A 3867-nucleotide genomic window follows, 5' to 3' on the forward strand; every position below is an offset into this window, starting at 1 on the left:
AGTTAGGCGTAAAAATATTTGATAGAAGTAAGCAGCCGGTGGTACCTACCGAAGTGGGCGAAGAAATTATTAGCCAGGCCCGTTTACTGCTCAGCCAGGCCCAGGTTATTAAGCAATTAATTTCTGATAAAAAAGGAGAGATAGCCGGCGAGTTGCGTTTAGGCGTAATACCCACGCTGGCGCCTTATTTGTTACCTTTGTTTTTGCGCGATTTTCTGCAGAAATACCCAAAAGTAAAATTAAAAATAACCGAACTTACTACCGAAAATATTGCTGCCTGCCTAAAACAGAATAAACTCGATGCGGGTTTGCTGGTAACGCCGCTGCAAGACAACAGCTTAAAAGAACATGTGCTTTTTTACGAAGAGTTGGTGGCTTACGTCTCTAAATCGAATGCGCTATACCAGAAAAAATATGTGTTGCCGGCAGATATAGACCTGAAAATGCTTTGGTTGTTAGAAGAAGGACATTGTTTCCGATCACAAATATTAAATTTATGCGAACTACGGAGTGCCTTGCCCGAGGGTAAAGCTTTTGAGTACGAAGCAGGCAGTGTAGAAACCTTACGGCGTATGGTAGAACAAGACAATGGCATAACCATTATTCCGGAGCTTGCCACTTTAGATTTAAGCACTAAACAACAAAAGTTGGTCCGCTATTTCGATGAGCCGGCACCCGTACGGGAAGTTAGTTTGGTTACTCACCGCGATTACGTTAAAAAGCGTTTAATTCAGGTGTTGCAAGAAGCAATCATAACCGCCGTTCCAGATAAAGTCAGGAATAACCAAAATGCCCGGGTGGTACAAATCTGAAAATTTATAGTAACTGGTGTAATTGCAGAGGTCACTTATTTAAAAATATTCCCCTACCTGATTAAGGCTATCGCGTAAAAGAGTAGTAATTATCTATAAAGATTTAAACAACTAAGGCAATGGCTAAAATAGGAACAGAAATGGATGAGAGCATGAAAGCCCTGCAGCGACGCCTGGACGAGGTAGCCAACCAAAGTGAAGGCGAGCAGGGTTTTGCTCCGGGAGGAAATAATAAAATGCAGGCCGCAGACCAAGACTGCACGAACCCCGCTGCCATGGCGGGAGCAGCCGGGGGCACCGCCGGATTAGGTACCGATCAGGAATCGGGTGGTGATTTAGGCGCTTCTACGGGTACTGGTTACCATGGCCACGTGGGCGGCACCGCTACCGAAAATATTACTTAATCAAAAATATTACACCCAAAGCAGTGCCTTCTCTTTATATAATAAGGAGAAGGCTTTTTTGTGCATGTTTATTTCCTTGGTAATTCGGGCAGAATTAATATTAACTTAATCGCGGAAGAAGATAAATAAAATGAGCAGAAATACCACAAAAAAGACATACATCAGCAAATCGGTTTGAATGTAGTCTTTCCATTTGTTATAAAAATTGCGCAGTCTTTTCAAAACGTTGAGATAAAATAATTTAAGGTAAAATTAAAAATATTTTAATTAGCCCGGCCGATTTAAACGGAACTTGTAGCACAAAAATCTTCTTTATTTAATTACTTTTGTAATCCCGCATACCAACGAAGCAGCACCATGGAGAAAAGATGGGTCTTAAAAACCACCCCTGACCAGGAGACGGTGAGCAGTTTGGCCAAAAGCCTGCTCATAAGCGAAACATTGGCCACCGTGTTATGTCAGCGAGAGGTATGTACTTTTGAGAAGGCCAAAAAATACTTTCGCCCATCGCTCGACGATTTACACGATCCGTTCTTAATCCGCGACATGGATAAAGCGGTGGACCGCCTGAATGAGGCTATCCATCGGGAGGAAAAAGTACTGATTTACGGCGATTACGATGTAGATGGCACCACCTCTGTAGCGCTGGTATACAGTTATTTGCGCGACTACGTAAAAGAAATTGATATTTACATTCCTAACCGCGACATAGAAGGCTATGGAATTTCGGAGCAGGGCGTAAACTGGGCAGCAGAGCATAATTTTACCTTAGTTATTAGCCTCGATTGCGGTATAAAATCAATGGAAAAAGTGGCCTACGCTAAATCTAAGGGCGTAGACTTTATTATTTGTGACCACCACTTACCCGATACCACCATACCAGACGCAGTAGCCGTGCTGGACCCTAAACGCGTAGATTGCCCGTACCCGTATAAAGAGCTATCGGGTTGTGGCGTGGGTTTTAAGTTTATGCAAGGTTTTTGCCTGCAAAACGACTTAAATCCCGAATCGCTTTTTGCGCTGTTAGATTTGCTGGTAATAAGTATTGCTGCCGATATTGTACCTATAACCGGCGAAAACCGCATTTTTGCTTACTTTGGTCTACGGCAGTTAAATTCCGGCGCTCCGCTACGGCCGGGCTTAGCCGCCCTCAAAGATTTATCGGGTTTAAAAGAAGAACTGGATATAAACAGCATTGTATTTGGCTTTGCGCCGCGCATTAATGCGGCCGGTCGCATGGGCGATGCAAAACGGTCGGTACACATGTTACTGGCTCCTACTAAAGAAGAGGCCTTTACCAAAGCCGATATAATTGATAAAACAAACCAGGAAAGGCGCGGCCATGATACCAGCATTACCAAAGAGGCCTTGCTAATGATTGAGCAAGACGAGATGCTGCGCCAATCTAGGTCTACGGTATTGTTTAAAGAGACCTGGCATAAAGGTGTGGTGGGCATTGTGGCCTCGCGCTGTATCGAAAAATATTACCGGCCAACCATTATTTTAACCCAATCTAACGGTAAGGCCTCCGGGTCGGCCCGATCGGTACATGGTTTTGATGTACACAGTGCTATTCTGGAGTGTAGCGATTTATTAGAACAGTTTGGCGGGCACATGTATGCCGCCGGTTTAACCTTGCCCGTCGAGAATATTCCGGCCTTCCGGGAGCGATTTGAGGAAGTGGTAAGCCGGACCATTACCGCCGAGCAACTCATACCCCAGATAGAAATAGATACTCCTATTCGGTTAAAACAAATTACACCTAATTTCCTGAAAATAATAAAGCAGATGGAGCCATTCGGGCCGGGCAACATGGGGCCGGTATTTATGTCTGAATGCGTTTACGATACAGGTAATTGTCGCGTAGTAGGCGATACCCACCTGAAGCTTAAAATAATGCAGGAAGATAGCCACCCGATAGAGGCCATTGCCTTTGGTATGGCCGATTATTACCCCCGTATTCTTAAAGGTATTCCGTTCGATGTTTGCTATTGTGTAGAAGAGAATGTTTACCGTGGTGTTATTTCGTTGCAACTCCGCATTAAGGATATTCGCTTTGCTGAATAAAATTTGAATGCCTTCAATTAATTATGTAGTCAAGTTTAGAAACTTGTAATTCAAAATACTTTTTTGATGATTATGGAGGCCAATAAAAATAATAAGCGCTACGGACCAGGGGTAATATAAGCTAACTAGTTGTTTAAATTTTATTGAACGATTAAAAAAGAGAAATAACATTGCCTCTCTCTCCCATTAGTCTCCGTCATTCCCAAAAAATCCTATGGGTTACCTAATCAGAAGATTGTTTGGGAATGACGGATTTGGACTGATTCTACTAAATTAAAACTTACTCTAACTAGTTGTTTAAAAGCAAGTAAAGGTTACATCGGTAAAATGGGGGAAAAAAAAGATAAAAAATAATAAAGGGTATGCTTGCATTGTAATTTATTATTCCTACATTTGCACTCCCAAACGATAACAATAGGGTTATTTAGTTAATCAAGTTAGTTAAAGAATATAGAAAGCAACTTTAATGGTTGCTTATAATTGGGAAAAAGAAGTAGCAGGCTTCTTTTATTGGCTTGAAATTTTCATCTAAACGAAGTTGGTATAGATTATTTTCTTCTGAAAAGAAATAAAAAAAAACTTCG

The 3867-nt window shown here is 42.0% G+C and carries 3 protein-coding genes; all 3 read left to right on the top strand.

Going from position 1 to position 3867, the window contains the following annotated elements; translation table 11 throughout:
• A partial coding sequence (locus ACO1R6_RS04160; protein WP_486262438.1) for a hydrogen peroxide-inducible genes activator occupies nucleotides 1-812 on the top strand: 812 nt, incomplete at its 5' end.
• A gap of 119 nt (nucleotides 813-931) precedes the next feature.
• Entirely contained in the window at nucleotides 932-1216 is a 285-nt protein-coding gene (locus ACO1R6_RS04165; protein WP_486262439.1) for a hypothetical protein, read from the top strand.
• Nucleotides 1217-1573: 357 nt separating this feature from the next.
• Complete coding sequence (gene recJ / locus ACO1R6_RS04170; protein ID WP_486262440.1) at nucleotides 1574-3283, top strand: single-stranded-DNA-specific exonuclease RecJ; 1710 nt, start codon at nucleotides 1574-1576, stop codon at nucleotides 3281-3283.
• Nucleotides 3284-3867 lie beyond the last annotated feature (584 nt).

The sequence above is a fragment of the Adhaeribacter sp. genome (assembly GCF_057359045.1).